At 70.6% G+C, this 17878-nt stretch carries 13 protein-coding genes; 8 read left to right on the plus strand and 5 right to left on the minus strand.

Going from position 1 to position 17878, the window contains the following annotated elements:
* Positions 1–11 precede the first annotated feature (11 nt).
* The 4 genes from L0984_RS01825 to L0984_RS01840 are packed head-to-tail and all read left to right on the plus strand — an operon-like array spanning position 12 to position 6490.
* A complete protein-coding gene (locus L0984_RS01825; protein WP_234192067.1) occupies positions 12–1247 on the plus strand; it encodes an efflux RND transporter periplasmic adaptor subunit in 1236 nt (411 codons plus the stop codon).
* On the plus strand, positions 1244–4420 hold the full coding sequence (locus L0984_RS01830; protein ID WP_234192068.1) for an efflux RND transporter permease subunit: 3177 nt from the start codon (positions 1244–1246) through the stop codon (positions 4418–4420). The genes L0984_RS01825 and L0984_RS01830 overlap by 4 nt, the downstream gene beginning before the upstream one ends.
* On the plus strand, positions 4420–5115 hold the full coding sequence (locus L0984_RS01835; RefSeq protein ID WP_234192757.1) for a heavy metal response regulator transcription factor: 696 nt from the start codon (positions 4420–4422) through the stop codon (positions 5113–5115). Before L0984_RS01830 ends, L0984_RS01835 begins: the two co-directional genes overlap by 1 nt.
* 4 nt (positions 5116–5119) lie before the next feature.
* Positions 5120–6490 carry a heavy metal sensor histidine kinase gene (locus L0984_RS01840; protein WP_234192069.1) on the plus strand — a complete coding sequence of 457 codons (1371 nt, stop codon included), beginning with the start codon at positions 5120–5122 and terminating at the stop codon, positions 6488–6490.
* Positions 6491–6705: 215 nt separating this feature from the next.
* Here L0984_RS01840 and L0984_RS01845 read toward each other — a convergent pair whose 3' ends face one another.
* From L0984_RS01845 to L0984_RS01865, 5 genes are all read right to left on the minus strand, one after another.
* Positions 6706–7953, minus strand: coding sequence for a porin (locus tag L0984_RS01845; RefSeq protein WP_234192070.1), 1248 nt, complete (start codon positions 7951–7953; stop codon positions 6706–6708).
* 280 nt (positions 7954–8233) lie between these two features.
* Positions 8234–9679, minus strand: a complete 1446-nt coding sequence (locus L0984_RS01850) for a carboxylesterase/lipase family protein (RefSeq protein WP_234192071.1) — start codon at positions 9677–9679, stop codon at positions 8234–8236.
* 58 nt (positions 9680–9737) lie between these two features.
* Entirely contained in the window at positions 9738–10730 is a 993-nt protein-coding gene (locus L0984_RS01855; protein ID WP_234192072.1) for a Bug family tripartite tricarboxylate transporter substrate binding protein, read from the minus strand.
* A 60-nt stretch (positions 10731–10790) separates the two neighbouring features.
* Positions 10791–11480 carry a TetR/AcrR family transcriptional regulator gene (locus L0984_RS01860; protein WP_234192073.1) on the minus strand — a complete coding sequence of 230 codons (690 nt, stop codon included), beginning with the start codon at positions 11478–11480 and terminating at the stop codon, positions 10791–10793.
* Positions 11481–11649: 169 nt separating this feature from the next.
* The gene (locus L0984_RS01865) at positions 11650–12573 is read right to left on the minus strand and encodes a LysR family transcriptional regulator (protein ID WP_234192074.1); all 924 of its coding nucleotides are present in this window, start codon (positions 12571–12573) and stop codon (positions 11650–11652) included.
* 134 nt (positions 12574–12707) lie between these two features.
* Between L0984_RS01865 and L0984_RS01870 the strand changes: the two genes are divergently transcribed.
* The 4 genes from L0984_RS01870 (at position 12708) to L0984_RS01885 (ending at position 17875) form a co-directional block, all read left to right on the plus strand.
* Entirely contained in the window at positions 12708–13919 is a 1212-nt protein-coding gene (locus L0984_RS01870) for an MFS transporter (protein WP_234192075.1), read from the plus strand.
* Positions 13920–14011: 92 nt separating this feature from the next.
* The gene (gene dkgB / locus L0984_RS01875; RefSeq protein WP_234192076.1) at positions 14012–14827 is read left to right on the plus strand and encodes a 2,5-didehydrogluconate reductase DkgB; all 816 of its coding nucleotides are present in this window, start codon (positions 14012–14014) and stop codon (positions 14825–14827) included.
* Between the two features lie 279 nt (positions 14828–15106).
* On the plus strand, positions 15107–16105 hold the full coding sequence (locus tag L0984_RS01880) for a LysR family transcriptional regulator (RefSeq protein ID WP_234192758.1): 999 nt from the start codon (positions 15107–15109) through the stop codon (positions 16103–16105).
* Positions 16106–16333: 228 nt separating this feature from the next.
* A complete protein-coding gene (locus L0984_RS01885) occupies positions 16334–17875 on the plus strand; it encodes an AMP-binding protein (RefSeq protein ID WP_234192077.1) in 1542 nt (513 codons plus the stop codon).
* Positions 17876–17878 lie beyond the last annotated feature (3 nt).

Here is a 17878-nt window from a genome sequence, read left to right on the forward strand (position 1 = left end):
CGTCGAACGCCATGTCCTTCCCCCATTCCACACCCCTCGTCCCCCGCCGCGGCCGCACGGCCGGTGCGGCGGTCGCCACCGTCGCCCTGCTGATCGCCGCCTGGCATCCCGGAATGCACCGCGACGCGCACGCCGCCGAGCCCGCCAAGGCGCCGCCCGCCGTTCCCGTGCGCCTGGCCACCGTCCAGCGCAAGGACATGCCCCTGGCCATGACCGGCATGGGCAGCGTGCTGCCCATGGCTTCGGTCACCGTCCGCACGCGGGTGGACGGCCAGTTGGAGGCCGTCAACTTCAAGGAAGGCCAGGACGTGAAGGCCGGTCAGGTGCTGGCGCGGCTCGACGCCCGCGCCCTGCAGGCGGCCCTGGCCCAGGCCCAGGGCACGCTGGCGCGCGACAACGCGCAGCTGACCAATGCCCGCGCCGACCTGCAGCGCTACACCGAACTGCAGCAGCAGGACGCCGCCACACGCCAGCAGCTGGACACCCAGGCCGCCCTGGTGCGCCAGCTCACCGCCACCGTGCAGAGCGACACCGCCGCCGTCTCGGCCGCGCAGGTGCAGCTGAGCTACGCCACGCTCGCCGCGCCGCTGTCGGGCCGCATCGGCGCCCGGCTGGTGGACCCCGGCAACATCGTCCATGCCACCGACGCGGCCGGCCTGCTGGTCATCAACCAGATCGATCCCATCGCGGTGCAGTTCACCCTGCCCGAAAGCGCCTTCCAGGCCATCAACACGGCACTGCACGGCACCGCGCCGCTGCAGGTGCAGGCCATCGACCGCGCCACGCACGAGGTCCTGGCCACCGGCGAGCTGACGCTGCTGAACAACCAGATCGACGTCACCACCGGCACCATCGCCATGAAGGGCCGCTTCGCCAATCCCGACCACAAGCTGTGGCCCGGCCAGTCGGTGGATGCGCGCCTCGTGCTGGGCCAGCAGCGCAATGCGCTGACCGTGCCGGTCGCCGCCGTGCAGCGCGGGCCCAACGGCCTGTTCAGCTACGTGGTCGACGCCGAGGGCAAGGCCCGCGTGCAGGCCATCGAGGTGGGCAGCAGCGAAGGCAACACGGCCGTCGTCACCAAGGGCCTGAATGCCGGTGACCGCGTGGTGACGGACGGCCAGTTCCGGCTGGCCCCCGGCACCGCCGTGCGCGAGGCCAAGGAAGGCGGCGACGCCAAGGGCGCCGACAAGCCGGCCGGCGCCAAGGCCGCAGACACCGCCAAGGGCGGCCAGGGAGCCGCCTCGTGAGCATCTCCGCCGCCTTCATCCGCCGGCCCATCGGCACCTCGCTGCTGGCCGTGGCACTGCTGCTCATCGGCCTGGTGGCCTGGCCGATGCTGCCGGTGGCACCGCTGCCACAGGTGGACTTTCCGACGCTGCAGGTCACCGGCCGATTGCCGGGCGCCAGCCCCGAGACCATGGCCTCGAACGTGGCGCAGCCGCTGGAGCGGCAGTTCTCGCTGATCCCCGGCCTGTCGCAGATGACGTCGACCAGCTCGCTGGGCCTGACGCAGATCACGCTGCAGTTCGACCTGGACCGCAACATCGACGGCGCCGCGCTGGACGTGCAGACCGCCATCAACTCGGCCACCGGCCAGTTGCCCAAGAACCTGCCCAGCCCGCCGAGCTTCCGGAAGATCAACCCGGCCGACGCGCCGGTGCTGATCCTCGCCGTGCAGTCGCAGGTGCTGCCGATGACGCAGGTGGACGACTATGCCGAGAACATCCTGGCGCAGCAGATCTCGCGCATCGAGGGCGTGGGCCTGGTCAACGTGTTCGGCCAGCAGAAGCCGGCCGTGCGCATCCAGGTCGATCCGGCCAAGATCCGCGGCCTGGGCCTGAGCCTGGAGGACATCCGCGGCGTGATCGCCAACACCACGGTGAGCGCGCCCACCGGCACGCTGGACGGCGCCTCGCAGGCGATGAACGTCTACACCAACGACCAGCTGCTCAAGGCCGCGCCGTGGAACGACATGGTGCTGGCCTACCGCAATGGCGCGCCCATCCGCGTGCGCGACGTGGGCGTGGCCGTGGACGGGCCCGAGAACGCCAAGATCGCCGCCTGGGCCTTCCCGGGCAAGGCCGAGCCCGAGGGCAGCCACATCGAGCCGGGCCAGGCAATTTCGCTGGCCATCACCAAGATGCCGGGCGCCAACGTGATCGACACCGTGGACCGCATCTTCGCGGCGCTGCCCAAGCTCAAGGCCTCGATCCCGCCGAGCGTGACGGTGAGCACCATCATCGACCGCACTCAGACCATCCGCGCCTCGGTCAAGGACGTGGAGTTCACCCTCGTGCTGTCGGTGGCGCTGGTGGTGGCGGTGATCTTCGTCTTCCTGCGCAGCCTGACCGTCACGCTGATTCCCAGCGTGACCGTGCCGCTGGCCCTGCTGGGCACGGCCGCCGTCATGTACGTGTTGGGCTATTCGCTCGACAACCTGTCGCTCATGGCGCTGACCATCGCGGTGGGCTTCGTGGTGGACGACGCCATCGTGATGCTGGAGAACATCTACCGCCACATCGAGGACGGCATGCCGCCGATGCAGGCGGCGCTGCAGGGCGCGCAGGAGATCGGCTTCACCATCGTGTCGATCTCGGTCTCGCTGGTGGCGGTGTTCATTCCGCTGCTGCTGATGGGCGGCATCGTGGGCCGGCTGTTCCGGGAGTTCGCGGTGACGGTGACGCTGACCATCGCCGTGTCGGTGGTGGTCTCGCTCACGCTCACGCCCATGCTGTGCGCCAAGTTTTTGAAGAACCCGCATGGCGACGGCGCCCACGCGGCGCCCAAGCACGGCAAGCTCTTCGACCTGTTCGAGCGCGGCTTCGAGGCCATGATCGGCGGCTACCGCCGCGCGCTCGAAGTGGTGCTGCGTCATCCCTTCATCACGCTGCTGAGCTTCATCGCGACGGTGGCGGCCACGGTGGCGCTGTTCATCGTGATTCCCAAGGGCTTCTTCCCGCAGCAGGACACGGGCTACATCTTCGGCACCGCAGTGTCCGGGCAGGATTCGTCGTCCGAGGCCATGCATGCGCGCATGCTGGCCCTGGCCGACATCGTGCGGCAGGACCCGGACGTCACCGCCTTCGGCCTGCAGGCCGGTGCCAGCACCTTCAACTCGGGCAACTTCTTCATCGGCCTCAAGCCCAAGGAAGACGGCCGCACCGAGACGGCCGACGAGATCATCGGCCGCCTGCGGCCCAAGCTGGCGCGCGTGCCGGGCATCACGCTCTACATGCAGGCGGGGCAGGACATCAACGTCGGCGGCCGGCTGGCGCGCACGCAGTACCAGTACACGCTGACCGACACCGACCTGGGCGAGCTCGACACCTGGACGCAGCGCATCACCCAGCGGCTGCAGCAGCTGCCGGCCCTGACCGACGTGAGCTCCGACCAGCAGAACGCCGCGCCCATGGCCAGCCTGACCATCGACCGGCAGCGGGCCTCCAGCTTCGGCATCACGCCGGCGCTGATCGACGCCACGCTGTACGACGCCATCGGCCAGCGCCAGGTGGCGCAGTACTTCACCCAGCTCAACAGCTACAACGTGGTGCTGGAGGTGACACCCGCGCTGCAGCAGGACCCGAGCCTGTTCGACCGCCTGTTCATCACCTCGCCCATCAACGGCCAACAGATCCCGCTGTCCACCTTCGTGAAGGTGGACACGACGCGCACCAGCTACCTGGCCGTGAACCACCAGGGCCAGTTCCCGGCGGCGACCATCTCCTTCAACCTCAAGCCCGGCTTCGCGCTGGGCCAGGCGGTGCAGCAGATCCAGCAGGCGCAGGCCGAGATGGGCGTGCCGCCCACGCTCACCGGCAGCTTCCAGGGCACGGCACAGGCCTTCAGTGCGTCGCTGCGCACGCAGCCCTACCTGATCCTGGCGGCGCTGATCGCGGTGTACATCGTGCTGGGCCTGCTGTATGAGAGCTACATCCATCCGCTCACCATCCTCTCCACCCTGCCCTCGGCCGGCGTGGGGGCGCTGCTGATCCTGATGGCGGGCGGCTACGATCTGAGCGTGATCGCGCTCATCGGCATCATCCTGCTCATCGGCATCGTCAAGAAGAACGGCATCATGATGGTGGACTTCGCCCTGCATGCCGAGCGCGACCGCGGCATGAGCCCGCGCGACGCCATCTTCGAGGCCTGCGTGCTGCGCTTCCGACCCATCATGATGACCACCATGTGCGCCCTGCTCTCGGGCCTGCCGCTGATGCTGGGCCACGGCGCCGGCTCCGAGCTGCGCCGGCCGCTGGGCTATGCCATGGTGGGCGGGCTGCTGCTGTCGCAGGTGCTCACGCTCTTCACCACGCCGGTGGTCTACCTCTACCTCGACCGCGCCCACTACTGGTATGTGCGCCGCAAGGCCACGCGTGCCGCCCGCGCCGCCACGCCGCGGCTGGAGGCCGCCCAGCCATGATGCGGGTGCTGATCGTCGAGGACGAGCGCAAGACGGCCGACTACCTCAGCCAGGGCCTGACCGAGCAGGGCTGCACGGTGGACGTCGCCTACGACGGCATCGACGGCCAGCACCTGGCCCTGCACCACGACTTCGACGTCATCGTGCTCGATGCGATGCTCCCGGGCCTGGACGGCTTCGAGGTTCTGCGCTCGCTGCGCGCCGTCAAGGGCACGCCGGTCATCATGCTCACCGCCCGCGACGGCGTGGAAGACCGGGTGCGCGGCCTGCAGGGCGGCGCCGACGACTACCTGGTCAAGCCCTTCTCCTTCATCGAGCTGCAGGCCCGGCTGCAGGCGCTGACGCGCCGCGGCCGCGCGCAGGAGCCCACGCTGCTGCGCGTGGGCGACCTGCAGATCGACCTGATCAGCCGCCGCGCCCTGCGGGCCGGCCAGCGCATCGACCTCACGGCCAAGGAATTCGCGCTGCTCACCCTGCTGGCGCGGCGCCAGGGCGACATCCTGTCGAAGACGGCCATCGCCGAGCAGGTGTGGGACATGAACTTCGACAGCAACACCAACGTGGTCGAGGTGGCCATCAAGCGCCTGCGCGGCAAGATCGACCTGCCCTTCGCCCAGCCGCTGCTGCACACCGTGCGCGGCATGGGCTATGTGCTGGAAGAGCGCGCACCCGGTGCCGCCAGCGGCGACGACTGAGGACATGCGCCGCGGCTCTATCGCCCTGCGCCTGGCGCTGATGTTCACCGCCGTGGCAGTGTTCATCTTCGCGCTGCTGGGCGTGGCGCTGCTGCAGGTGCTGCGCCACGAGCTGCGCCGCCACGAGCGCGAAGAGGTGCAGAGCCGCCTGGAAGACGTGCGCTACATGCTGGAGCATGGCCGTTCGACGCAGTTGGGCGTGCGGGTGCGCGAGAAGATCGCCGCGCTCGAAAGCCGCAACGGCGAGGTGCGCTACTGGATGTGGAGCGAGGCGCCCGCCTTCCGCTGGGCCGATGGCGCCCAGGCCATGACCGACTCCTTGAAGGACGAGGACGGCGTGGTCGAACTGCCCATCGGCCCCAACGGCCGCCCCATGGCGCTGATGTCGGCACGGCTTCCGGCCAACGACGTGCGGCCGGAGGTGCAGCTCATCGCCGGCGTGAGCGGCGCCGCGCCGCGCCAGACGCTGCACACCTTCGAGGCCGCCATGGCCCTGCTGGCCCTGACCGGCGCGGGCGTGGCCGCGCTGCTGGGCTATTGGGTGGCCCGCGTCGGCCTGCGGCCACTGCAGCGGCTGTCCGCCGAAGCCCAGGGCATCGGCCCCGACAACCGCGGCCAGCGCCTGCAGTTGCCGGCCCTGCCCATCGAGCTGACGGACATGGGCCAGTCCTTCAACGCCGCGCTCGACCGGCTGGACGGCGCTTACCGCCAGCTGGAGACCTTCAACGCCGACGTGGCCCATGAGCTGCGCACGCCGCTGGCCAACCTGATCGGCCAGACCCAGGTGACGCTGGCCCGCGAGCGCGACGCCGCCGCGCTGCGCGAGGTGCTGCAGTCCAACCTGGAGGAGCTGGAGCGGCTGCGCTCCATCGTGGCCGACATGCTCTTCCTGGCCCGCGCCGAACAGGGCGAGCGCGCGCGCCGGCTGGTCGACGCGCCGCTGGCGCTGGAAGTGGCCAAGACGGTGGATTTCTTCGACGTGCTGCTCGACGAGGCCGGCCTTCATGTGGACATGCAGGGCGACGCCATCGCGCCCATCGAAACCGCCCTCTTCCGCCGCGCGCTGAGCAACCTGCTGCACAACGCCATCCAGCACTCCTCGGGCGGCGACGTGATCGGCGTGCGCATCGAGCCGCTGGCCGGCGGCGCGCGCGTGAGCGTGAGCAACCCCAGCGCGCCCCTGGCGCCCGAGGCGCTCGCGCGGCTGTTCGACCGCTTCTACCGCGGCGACAGCTCCCGGCCCAACAGCGGCGAGAACCATGGGCTCGGCCTGTCCATCGTGCGCGCGGTGGCCGCCATGCATGGCGGGCAGGTGTTCGCGCAGTGGGCCGAGGGCGAGATCACCGTGGGCTTCACCGTGGCGCCCCGGCGATGAAAAAGGCCCGCACGCAGGCGGGCTGAAGTGAACCTGCAGGAGGTCCCTGGAGTCTTGCGGCTCGGGCGTGGACAGGGTCCGCGCCCGGCGGGAGACATCCCGCATGGGCAGACATGCCGCCATGCAGGATGGTGGCGGGCCCTGCGGCCCGTCCCCCGGACATCGTTGCCGAATGCGCCAGCAGGCCGCGGCGTCCGGGGCGGCTTGCGTCAGGCTCAGAAGGAGTGACGCACGCCGAACTCGTAGCCGGTCGAACTCTTGGCCTGGTAGCCCACGCCGGTCAGGCCGGCCGGGATGGCGGGGGCCACGAAGGCGGGGCCGCCGACCGTGACGTTGGCGCCGTTCTTGTTCGTCACGCGCGAGACGGTGGCGTACAGGGCGGTGCGCTTGGACAGGTTGTGCTGGTAGCCCAGGGCGAACTTGTTGGCTTCGCGCTTCTCGGGCTGGAACAGGGCCGCGCTGTCGTTGTCGTAGCGCACGTTGGCATACGACGCGCGGATGATGCCGGCACCCACGGGCACGCTCACGCCCAGCAGGTAACCCTGCGTCTTCACCGTGGGGCGCACGGTCAGCACGCCGGCCACGTAGTCGCGGGCCAGCAGTTCGCGGTCCAGCTCGCGGCGCGAATACTCGCCGAAGAGCTTGGCGATGCCGAAGTCCCAGGTGGCGCCGAGGCTGAAGATCTTGTCCTTGAAGCGGCGGTCGGTCAGCACGCTGATCGTGTCCTTGCCCTTGTTGGCGCCGTCCACGTTGTCCAGCTGGCCATAGGCCAGGGCCACGTCCAGCGGGCCGTTGGCGTAGCCGACGCGGGCACCGGCGTAGCGGCCTTCGTCGGAGTCGCGCTGGTTCAGGCCCAGGGGCGAGATGCTGGCGCGCTCGGCCATGCCATACATCACGTTGCCGTAGACGCCGGCCAGGCCGGCGGGCAGGTAGTACTGCAGCGCATTGCTGACGCGGCCGTGGCTGTAGGCCGAGGCGATGAGCGAACCGCCGACGCCCACGGCGCCGAAGGGATCGAAGGTGTCGTCGTTGACCTTGGCGGGCGAGTTGTCGCGGCCCAGGCGCACTTCACCGAAGCTGCCGGCCAGGCTCACGGTGGAGCGGCGCTGGAAGTTCAGCGCGCCACTGGCAGCGCCGGTGCCGTCGTCGTTGTTGAGGGCACCTTCGAGCCAGAAACTGGCGCTCAGGCCGTTGCCCAGGTCCTCGACGCCCCGGAAGCCCAGGCGGCTGGAGCTCAGGCCCGAATTGCGCAGCTCGGTGCGGCTGGCCTCGACCGACTGCGGCAGCAGCGCGAGCGAAGGGTTGACCAGCGTGGCCAGCGTGGGATTGGTCAGGACCAACTCGCCCTTGTTGCTGGTGTGACTGACGGCGGCGTCGAGCACGCCGAACAGGGTGACCGTCGACTGCGCGGACGCGGCGCCACACACCACCATGGCGGCCAGTGCCGCGAGACTCTTTTTCATGCGTTGAACTCCAGATGAAGCGTTTTGCTTCTCTTGACGGAAGCGGTTGGAAGCGCCCAGAAGGCCTGGGCTGAACGCGAGTCTGCAACGCCAAAAAGTCTCCCAAATTACATGGTATTAACCCTTAATTTCCAGTACTTTTTCGTGGATTCATCGCGCTTTCACCCCTGTCTGACAGCGGACTGACCGAAACGTAGGCCACGTCAGCCGCACGTTCATTCATGTACGCAGCGAATAGGACAGGGCCCAGAAGTGCTGCCACGCCCGGTACTCGCTGATCTCAGGGCGCCGCTGCCGCACCGCGCTCGCCGAAAACCTGCACGCAGGGCAGTTCCGGCTTGTGCGCGGCCCAGCCCGGATCGCCGGTCTTCGCGAAGCGCAGCCAGGCCTGCTGCATCTGCTGCGACAACGCACGCGGAGGCGAGGTGCCCGCCAGCTCACGCGCCGCCGCGTTGTCGAAGTTGCCGAACACGAAGGGCAGCTCGACGCCATGCGCTGCGCCCAGTTGCTCGTCGAAACCGGGCGACGGCCAGACGAAGCGGTAGCAATGGGCCGAAGCCGCGCGCGTGGCCGCCAGCTGTGCCAGCGCCGCCGCGGGCGCGGCGTAGTGGTAGTCGGACTGCAGGGCGCACAGGCGCTCGCCGGGTGTGCCCGCCTGCGGCGCAGGCAGCGCCACGCCGGCGCTGCGGGCGAAGTCCTCCACATCGGCCTCGGTGATGCGCGTCAGCCCGCCGCCGGGCACGTGGTACAGCCGCATCTCGTCGGCGTTGTGGCCCACCAGCAGTTGCAAGGGCGAGGGTTGCTGCCACGCCGTCTGCAAGGCCTGCAGGGGCGGCGCCACCAGCATCCGACCGTCGAGCACCGGCCGAAGCGGAAAGAGATGGCGACTCGCCAGCCCCATCGTCCGGCGCAGGCCGGCGTCCTGTGTCAGCCGCTGCACTGCACGCAGCAGCGGGGCCAGCCGCGCCTGGGCCAGGGCGGCCCGATCGGGCGCCACGCTGGCCAGTTCGCAGATGGCCGCAAGGGCGGCCTGGGCCTCTTCCACCGTCTGGCAAGCCACGCTGGGACTTTGCAGGATGACGCGCTGGAACAGCCCGCGGGCCTCGGGCAGGCCCATCAGGCAGGCGATGGCACCCGCCCCCGCCGATTGGCCGAAGACGGTGACCTGCCCGGCATCGCCGCCCCAGGCGCCGATGTGGTCCTGCACCCAGCGCAGGGCCATCAGCTGGTCGAGCAGCCCGCGGTTGGGCGGCGCATCCGGCAGGTACGCGAAGCCGTCGATGCCCAGCCGGTACTGGATGGAGACGAACACCACACCCTGCCGCGCGAAGGCCGCGCCGTCGTACAGCGGCTCTGACGCGCTGCCGCGCACGAAGCCGCCGCCATGCACCCAGACCATCACGGGCAGGTGCGCGTCGGCCGGCGCGTCGGGCGCGTCGGGCGCGTCGGGCGCCCAGATGTTGAGCGACAGCGCATCCTCGCCGCCCACCGGATCGGCGTCGGGCGCGGCATGGCGCGGCCAGTGGGGAAAGGCGGGGCCGAAGTCGACCGCCTCGCGCACGCCCTGCCACGGCGCAACGGCAACGGGTGGCGCGAAGCGACGCGTGCCAAAGGGCGGCAGCGCGTAGCGGATGCCCTTGAAGACGCGCAACCCGGCCTCCCGCCGGCCACGAAGGCGACCGCCGTGCGAAAGCTGCACCTCGGGCGCGTCGCGCGCTTCAGTCACGCTCGCCATTGCGCAGGGCGCTCGGGCCTCGTGCCAATCTTGCGACGCGGTCCTTCGCTCATTCGGTGGCCAGGCCCAGCTTGTCGATGAGCGGCCGCCACACCGCGGCGTCGCGCGCAGCCCAGGCGCGCACATCGGCCGGCTTGGAGGCCGTGAGCGTCACGCTCATCGTCTGCAGTCGCTGGAGGTACGACGCATTGCTGCGGCAGCCCTCGCTGACCGCATTGAGCCGCGCCAGCAGTTGCGGCGGCGTGCCGGCCTTGGCCACGATGGCGATCCACGAGGGCCGGGCCAGGTCGGCCGCGGCCGGCAGCAGTTCGGCGATGATGGGGACGTCCGGCATCAGCGCGGAGCGCTGGTTGTCGAAGACCGCCAGCGCCACCAGCTTGCCGGCCTTGACCTGGGGAGCCGCGGTGCCGCCGACCAGCGTCATGGCCTGGATCTGATGGCCCATCAGCGCCGCCATGCCTGCGCCCTCGCCCACGAAGGGCACATGGGTGCCGGCCACGCCCAGCTTGTCGAGCAGGGCCGCGGTCAGCAGGTGCGCGGGGCTGCCCTTGCCGGGCGAGCCGAAGTTCAGCCCACCGGGCGTGGCCGCCGCCAGCTTCTGCAGATCCGCCAGGCGGGCCACGCCCTCGCCGGCGGGCACGGTCAGCACCAGGGGCGAGGTGCCCAGCACGGCCACGCCGTCGAAGTCGGCCGACGGGTCGTAGGGATGCTGGCGGTAGGTGTAGGGCGTGATGCTCATCTGCGACATGCCGATGCTCATCAACGTGTACCCGTCGGCCGCCTGGCCCTTGAGCGCGCTGACGGCCAGGATGCCGTTGGCGCCCGGCCGGTTCTGCACGACGACGGGCTGGCCCAGCGCCTGCGCCGCGCAGTCGGCCCAGACCCGCGTCATGGCATCGGACCCGCTGCCCGGCGGCTGCTGGGCGATCAGCTGGATGGGCTTGGTCGGGTAGGCGGGCGCCTGCGCGCTGGCGACAGCGGCAATGAAGAGCGAGCCGAGGCCGGCCAGGGCGGCAAGCCGCCGGCGAAGGGAAATCTGCACGGTGTCTCCTGAGGTCTTGTGGGGGATCGGGGAAGGCAGCGGACGTACTGCGTCCAGGGGTCAACCGGGGGACGCGCGGCGGCGGCCGGGCCTGGCACTGCGCGAAGGTGGCTTGGCGGCCGGTGCCGCGCACCGCGCCGCGATCAGTTCCGCCAGCAACGCGAGCTGGGCCGAGGCGGAGGCAGAAGGCGGCGTGCGGCCGTGGCCCTCGAAGAGCTGCAGCAGGCCGAGCCCGCGCAGCGTCGAAAACACGAGGCCCAGCAGCGCCTCGCGGTCCGGCTGCGCCGCCAACTCGGGAAAGGTGGCGAAGAAGCCCTGCGACAGCTGCGCATCGAGCGCATCGCGCTGCCGGGCAATGTGGTCCAGCACCTCGGGCTGGCCGCGCGAGCCCAGGTAGATGTTCCAGGCCACCAGGAAGCGCGGCTGGGCATAGACCAAGGTATGGAGCGTCTGCAGGAAGCGCGCGGCTCGCTCCTGCGCGCCCAGCGCGACAGGCGGCCAGAACTCGCCGGCGTCGATGTGGCTGCGCAACAGCTCGTCGAGCACCTGCATCATCAGCACGGCCTTGGACTCGAAGTGGTGCTGTACCGCGCCAGAGGTCAGCCCCGCGCTGCGGGCCAGCGCGTGGATGGACATCTGCCCGAAGCCCTGCTGCCCGATCAGGTCGATGGCCGTGCTGATGAGGTGCTGGCGCGTCTGCGCGCTGCGCTCGGCATGGGAGCGGCGGCCGGGGCGTGACGATGCGGTCATGGAAGCGCCTTCGGATGGGTCAGTCGCACAAACGCCGCGGAGGTCGGCCACTGCGGCTGGCCTGCATTCACATTTTGCATTTCGAGCGTAATGTATTTGTGCGCCGAGGAGCCGCACCTTGGGGTATGCCCGCGTGCCCCCGGGCCGGCACGCACGAGCGCCGGTGCGTTCAGCGTTGCTTCGACGCCCTTTCCGCAGCCATCGGCGCGTCCGGCCAGTGGGCAGCCAGGTGGTCGATGAAGGACGCGATCCGCGCCGTGAGCGGTGTGTTGCGGTAGTACACCGCCTGCACGGCCTGCCGCACGTCGCGCGTGAGCCGCGGAAGCACCGGCACCAGTCGGCCTTCCGCAATGTCGCGCGCGGTCAGGAAGTCGGCCAGGCAGGCGATGCCCGCCCCCTCCAACGCCAACTGGCGCAGCGTCTCGCCGCTGGAGGCGGCCAGCGCGGGCTCGATGTGCAGCGGATGGCCTTCGGCATCCGCCACCGGCCATTCGTTCAGGCTGCTCGGCTGCGTGAAGCCCAGCAGCGTGTGCCGCGCCAGGTCGGCCACCCGGCGCGGCGTGCCGGCCGCGGCCAGGTAGTCCGGCGACGCCAGCAGCCGCAGCGCACTGCTGCCCAGCGGCCGCGCATGCAGCGTGGAGTCGCGCAGGCGGCCGATGCGGATGGCGACGTCCACGCGGTGCTCCAGCAGGTCGATCAGGCCGTCGTGGCTATGCAGCTCCAGCGTCACGTCCGGATAGCGCGCGCGGTAGCCGGCGACCAGCGGCACCACCACATGCAGCATGAAGGGCGAGGCGGCGTCCACCCGCAGCCGGCCGGCGGGGCGCTCGCGGCGGGCGGCCATGTCCTCTTCGGCGGCATCGACGCTGGCCAGGATGGCCCGCGCCCGCGCCAGGAAGGCGGCGCCCTCCTCCGTCAGTTCGAGCCGCCGCGTGGTGCGCCGCATCAGCGTGGTGCCCAGCTTCTGCTCCAGACGCGCCAGCGTGCGGCTGATGGCGGAGACGGTCATGCCGAGCTGATCGGCCGCCCGCGACAGCGCGCCGGTGTCGACCACGGCGGCCAGGGTCTGCATCTCGTCCAGCGTCGTCTTCATTCTTGATTCCAGATCAAAAGTGTTTGGTTTATAGACGGGTTTTTCGCAAGAGCGGATCGCAGGAGACTGGCGGCCTTCCAACGTGTTCGACCTGTTCGAACTGCTTGTGCGGCCCCGGCCGCGAGGTGCCTTCCATGCCCATTGCCCTGTTCGCGCTGACGCTCAGCGCCTTCGCCATCGGCACGACCGAGTTCGTGATCGTCGGCCTCATCCCCACCATTGCCGCCGACCTCGGCGTGACGCTGCCCTCGGCCGGGCTGCTGGTGAGCCTCTATGCCCTGGGCGTCGCCGTCGGCGCGCCGCTGCTCACCGCGCTGACGGGCCGCCTGCCCCGCAAGGCGCTGCTGCTGGGGCTGATGCTGCTGTTCACGCTCGGCAACCTGGTGGCCTGGCGTGCGCCGGGCTATGAGTCGCTGATCGTGGCGCGCGTGCTCACCGGCCTGGCGCACGGCGTCTTCTTCTCCATCGGCTCGATCATTGCCGCCAGCGTGGTGCCGAAGGAAAAGGCGGCCAGTGCCATCGCCCTCATGTTCACCGGCCTCACCGTGGCGCTGGTGACCGGCGTGCCGCTGGGCACGCTGATTGGCCAGCACCTGGGCTGGCGCGCCACCTTCCTGGCCGTGGCCGGCCTGGGCGTGGTCGCGGTGCTGGGCAGCGCCGTCTTCGTGCCGCGCAATGTGCCGCACAGCCCGCCGGCCGCCCTGCGCGAGCAGCTGGCCGTGCTGGCCCAGCCGCGGTTGCTGCTGGTCTATGCGATGACGGCGGTGGGCTACGGCGGCTCCTTCATCGCCTTCACCTTCCTGGCGCCGCTGCTGCAGCAGGTGACGGGCTTCTCGGCCACTGCCGTGAGCGGCGTGATGCTGGCCTACGGCCTCTCGGTGGCCGTGGGCAACCTCTGGGGCGGCCGGCTGGCCGACCGGCTGGGGCCGGTGCCGGCGCTGCAACGCATCTTCCTGGGCCTGGCGGCGGTGCTGGGCGTGCTGAGCCTGACGGCGCCGCATCCCGTGCTGATGGTGGTCACGGTGCTGGCCTGGGGCGCGGTCGCCTTCGGCAATGTGCCGGGTCTGCAGGTGTACGTGGTGCAGCAGGCACAGCGCTTCAGCCCCAAGGGCGCGGACGTGGCCTCGGGCCTGAACATCGCGGCCTTCAACCTGGGCATCGCCGGTGGCGCTGGACTGGGCGGCCTGATCGTCGAGCGCTTGGGCCTGGTGCACACCGCCTGGATCGGCGCGCTGGTGGTGCTGGGCGCCTGGGCGCTCACCACCTGGGCCGGCCGCCTGGACCGCCGCGACGCGCACGGCCGCGCCGCCGCCCGCCAAGCCGGCGACGACTGCGTCGCCTGCTGACGCACGGCGCCGTCGTCGGCCGCCAGCCGCGCATCGTGGGGGCGGCTAGGCTTCATCGCAACCCTTCAAACCTGTCACGAGGACATCCCATCATGAGCATCCCCGCCCCCATTCCCGCCTTCGGCCTGGGCACCTTCCGCCTCAAGGGCCAGACCGTCATCGATTCCGTCCGCAATGCGCTCGACCTGGGTTATCGCGCCATCGACACCGCACAGATCTACGGCAATGAGGCCGAGATCGGCCAGGCCATCGCGGAATCCGCCGTGCCGCGTTCGCAGCTCTTCCTGACCACCAAGGTGTGGGTCGACAAGCTCGGCGCCGACGCGCTGATCCCCAGCCTGAAGGAGAGCCTGCAGAAGCTGCGCACCGAGCAGGTCGACCTGACGCTGATCCACTGGCCCTCGCCCGGCCGCGCGGTGCCGCTGCGCGAGACACTGGAGGCGCTGGCCGAGGCGCAGAACCAGGGCCTGACGGCGCAGTTCGGCGTCTCCAACTTCACCATCGCGCTGCTGCAGCAGGCCATCGAGCTGGCCGGCAAGGGCGCCATCGCCACCAACCAGGTGGAGATCAGCCCCTACCTGCAGAACCGCAAGCTGGTCAACTACGCGCGCATGCAGGGCGTGCACCTCACGTCGTACATGACGCTGGCCTATGGCAAGGTGCTGCAGGAGCCCGCCCTGGTCGAGATCGCGCAGCGCCACGGCGCCACGCCCGCCCAGGTGGCACTGGCCTGGGCGCTGGCACAGGGCTTCTCGGTCATTCCGTCGTCCACCAAGCGCGAGAACCTGGCGTCCAACCTCAAGGCGAAGGACCTGAGGCTCACGTCGGAGGACATGGCCGCCATCGCATCGCTGGACCGCAACGAGCGGCTGGCCAATCCCGAGAGCCTGGCACCCGCCTGGGACTGACGCACCACCACGCACACGGCGGATGAGCCCCTCTCCCCTCGCGGGAGAGGGGTTGGGGAGAGGGGGTGGGCGAACCCCAAGCCGTTGACCAGCGGACGCCGTCGCCCCCTCTCCCCGACCCTCTCCCACAAGGGGAGAGGGAGCCAAGCCGTCAGCTCGGCGGTCGCAGGGCGCTGGATGGGCAGTGGCAGGTCGCCAGATCGGCATCGGCAGGTCGGCAGAGCTCCTCCGAGTGGCCGCGCGCGCGACATCGGGCCTGCAGCTATGCTGCCCCTCCCCATGGACCTGCGCAGCCTCCGCTACTTCATCGCCGTGCTCGAAGCGGGCAGCCTGTCGCGCGCGGCGGCCACGCTCTACATCGCGCAGCCGGCGCTGACGGCGCAGATCAAGAAGCTGGAGGCCGAGCTCGACACGCAACTGCTGGAGCGCTCGCATGCCGGCGTCACGCCCACCTCCGCGGGCCTGCAGCTCTACGAGGACGCGCGCCGCCTGCTGTCGGACGCCGAGGCCATGCGCGACCGCATCCGCCAGCTGCCGCAGGGGCCGGAAGGCTCGGTGACCATCGCCCTGCCCTTCCTGCTGGCCTCGCTGCTGATGGGCCCGGTGCTGATGGCCCTGCGCGAGACGGCGCCGCGGGTGCGGGTCTTCGTGCTCGACGACCTGAGCCTGATGGTCAAGAAGGCCATGCTGGACCGGCGCGCCGACTTGGGCATCCTGGTCGACACGCCGGCGGTCGAGGGGCTGGATTGCCGGCCGCTGGCCCGCGAGGCGATGTTCGTCTGCGGCCAGGATGCCGATGGCCGCGTGCGGGCGCTGCTGCAGCCCGCTTCGCCCAAGGGCCGGCGCAAGGCCGGCACGCCACCCATCCGCCCCACGCTGGATTTCGACCATGCGGCCCGCCTGCCGCTGGTGCTGCAATCGCGCCGCTTCTCGATCCGCCGCAGCGTGGAGGAAGCCGCCGCCGCACGCGGCACCGCGCTGCACATCGCCCATGAGCATGACTCGGCGCGCGTGATCCGCTCGCTCTACCTGCATGGCGCGGGCTTCACCTTCACGCCCGCCTGCGCACTGCACGACGCGCCGCCCGCCCGCCCCGACTGGGTGGTCGCCCGCGTGGTGCAGCCCGAGCTGGTGCGCACCTACAGCCTGGCCCTGCCCGCGGGCCGCGTGCGCGACGCGGCCACCCAGGCGGTGATGGACGCCCTGCTGCTGCAGGCGCGGCACCTGATCGACGACGGTGCATGGGAAGCCGAATGGCTGCACCGCGCGAGGCCCTGAACGGCTGAACGCGGATCGCCCGCGCTGCGCCGGCCCGGCCGTGTGCCCCGTTGGAGGCCATCACTTGCATTGATGCCCCGGCATCAGCAAACGGTATTTCCGCGATGACCGGCCTTCTGGAACAGTGACCGACACCGCCGTAGGGCATGCAGCCCCCGCGGCAGCCGGTCGAGATTCCAGGAGACAGCCATCAACAACGCCAGCCTTTCCGCGGCCAACATCCGTCCTGTGACGAACGTGGCCACCCTCGTCGCCCGCAGTGCCCGTGCGCACGCGCGGCAGATCGCCGTGCGCAGCGCCAGCCGAAGCCTCACCTATGCCGAACTGGAGCAGCGGGCCAGCCGCCTCGCCCACGCGCTCCTCGCCCTGGGCCTGGTGCGCGGCGACCGCGTCGGCATCTACCTGCCCAACTGCCCGGAGATCGTCGAGCTGGAGCTGGCCTGCTACAAGGCCGCGCTGGTCAAGGCGCCCTTCAACGCACGCCTGTCGCCGGCCGAGGTCGGCGAGGTGGCGGCCAACAGCGAGGCCACGCTGATCGTCACCACCACCGAGCGGGCCGAGGCCATCCGCCCGCACCTGCGCGGCACGCCGCGGCTGGTGCTGCTCGACGCCCCGGGTGACGAAGGCTATGAAGGCCTGCTGGCGCGCGCCAGCGACCGCTTCGAGGCGGTGCCGGTGCATGCCGACGAGCTGGCTGTCCTGCACTACACCTCGGGCAGCTCGGGCGTGCTCAAGGCCGCAATGCAGACCTTCGGCAACCGGCTGGCGCAGCTGCGCAAGTTCCTCATCCGCAGCGAAGGCATGCGCAGCGGCCATTCGCTGGGGCTGGTGGGGCCGATCACCCATGCCTCGGGCATGCAGATCGTGCCCGCGCTGTGCAGCGGCGTGCAGATCCGCATCTTCAACGGCTTCGAGCCCGGCCGCTTCCTGGCCGACATGCGGGCCGAGCGCATCACCCACACCTTCATGGTGCCGACCATGATCAACATGCTGCTGGCCGAGCTGGAGGGCCAGTACCGGCCGCTGCCCGACCTGCAGCGGTTGGGCTATGGCGCGGCGCCCATGGCACCCGCGCGCATCCTGCGGGCCATGGATGTGTTCGGACCCGTGCTGTCGCAAGGCTACGGCGCGGGCGAGACCACATCGGGCGTGTGCGCCCTCAGCACCGAGGACCACCTGCATGCCCGCGCCGCGCGGCCCGAGCGCCTGGCCTCCTGCGGACGTCCCTTCCTGGAGTGCGACGTGCAGATCCTGGACGACGCGGGCGAGCCGGTGGCCACGGGCGAGATCGGCGAGATCGTGGTCGGCGGCGACGACATCTTTGCCGGCTACTGGCGCGCACCCGAGCTGACGGCCGAGGTGCTCAAGAACGGCCGCTACCACACGGGCGACCTGGCCCGCATGGACGAGGACGGCTTCGTCTACATCGTGGACCGCAAGAAGGACATGGTCATCAGCGGCGGCTTCAACGTCTATCCCTCCGAGGTCGAGGCCGTGCTCTACCAGCACGAGGCGGTGCAGGACGCCTGCGTGTTCGCCATTCCCGACGACAAGTGGGGCGAAGCGGTGGCGGCGCATGTGGTGCTCAAGCCGGGCCGTCCCGCGGACGCGGCGCTGATCGATGCCTTCTGCAGCGCGCAGCTGGCCGGCTTCAAGCGCCCGCGGCACATCGAGTTCGTCGCTGCGTTGCCGCGCAACCCCAATGGCAAGGTCATGCGCCGGGCGGTGCAGGCGCCGTACTGGCAGGGCCAGTCGCGGATGGTCAATTGAAGA

The organism is Pseudacidovorax sp. NFM-22 (assembly GCF_021401245.1).
GTDB lineage: Bacteria > Pseudomonadota > Gammaproteobacteria > Burkholderiales > Burkholderiaceae_C > Xenophilus.

Coding starts and splice junctions, on each gene's coding strand:
- L0984_RS01835 (WP_234192757.1), top strand. CDS start 4,420: ATGCGGGTGCTGATCGTCGAGGACGAGCGCAAGACGGCCGACTACCTC.
- L0984_RS01825 (WP_234192067.1), top strand. CDS start 12: ATGTCCTTCCCCCATTCCACACCCCTCGTCCCCCGCCGCGGCCGCACG.
- dkgB (WP_234192076.1), top strand. CDS start 14,012: ATGAGCATCCCCGCCCCCATTCCCGCCTTCGGCCTGGGCACCTTCCGC.
- L0984_RS01840 (WP_234192069.1), top strand. CDS start 5,120: ATGCGCCGCGGCTCTATCGCCCTGCGCCTGGCGCTGATGTTCACCGCC.
- L0984_RS01870 (WP_234192075.1), top strand. CDS start 12,708: ATGCCCATTGCCCTGTTCGCGCTGACGCTCAGCGCCTTCGCCATCGGC.
- L0984_RS01860 (WP_234192073.1), bottom strand. CDS start 11,480: ATGACCGCATCGTCACGCCCCGGCCGCCGCTCCCATGCCGAGCGCAGC.
- L0984_RS01880 (WP_234192758.1), top strand. CDS start 15,107: ATGGACCTGCGCAGCCTCCGCTACTTCATCGCCGTGCTCGAAGCGGGC.
- L0984_RS01865 (WP_234192074.1), bottom strand. CDS start 12,573: ATGAAGACGACGCTGGACGAGATGCAGACCCTGGCCGCCGTGGTCGAC.
- L0984_RS01845 (WP_234192070.1), bottom strand. CDS start 7,953: ATGAAAAAGAGTCTCGCGGCACTGGCCGCCATGGTGGTGTGTGGCGCC.